Source organism: Paraburkholderia sp. SIMBA_027 (genome assembly GCF_046535315.1).
Classification (GTDB): domain Bacteria; phylum Pseudomonadota; class Gammaproteobacteria; order Burkholderiales; family Burkholderiaceae; genus Paraburkholderia; species Paraburkholderia tropica.
On sequence record NZ_JAWRWY010000112.1, the window covers coordinates 1 to 440 of the forward strand.

Sequence of the window (440 nt, forward strand, 5' to 3'; positions counted from 1 at the left end):
GCAAAAGCAGACCGGTTCCTAGCACCCGGTCTTTTTAGCCACTTGTTTAACGTGGCTGCAAGCCGACCGGCCAAATCACCACGGGATAAGCTTGCCATACTGCCGTTACCGGCTTGCGTCAATGCTTTCCTTTTGGTTTTGTCGCCGTAAAAAGGAATGATGACCATGATCAGAACGACGGGCATTTTGGCGGATGGCGCAATCAGGGCGCTGTTTGCGGGCGGCAAGCTGAAAAGCGAAGCCGATCTCGATGCTGACCAGGTGCAGCCCGCCAGCCTTGATCTGCGGCTCGGCTCGAAGGCCTATCGTGTGCGCGCCAGTTTCATGCCGGGCCCCGGAACCCGCGTCATCGACAAGCTCAACCGCTTCAGCCTGCACGAGGTCGATACACCCAGGGGGCGGTGCTGGAGACCGGCTGCGTTTATATCGTTCCCCTGATG

1 protein-coding gene and 1 riboswitch are annotated in these 440 nt (G+C 58.4%); the gene reads left to right on the plus strand.

All coding sequences use genetic code 11. The features are described from left to right. Nucleotides 1–13: 13 nt before the first annotated feature. Nucleotides 14–92: riboswitch (SAM riboswitch) on the minus strand. A 73-nt stretch (nt 93–165) separates the two neighbouring features. Next, nucleotides 166–438, plus strand: a complete 273-nt coding sequence (locus tag SB764_RS38365; protein ID WP_410866514.1) for a 2'-deoxycytidine 5'-triphosphate deaminase domain-containing protein — start codon at nt 166–168, stop codon at nt 436–438. The last annotated feature ends 2 nt before the right edge of the window (nt 439–440 follow it).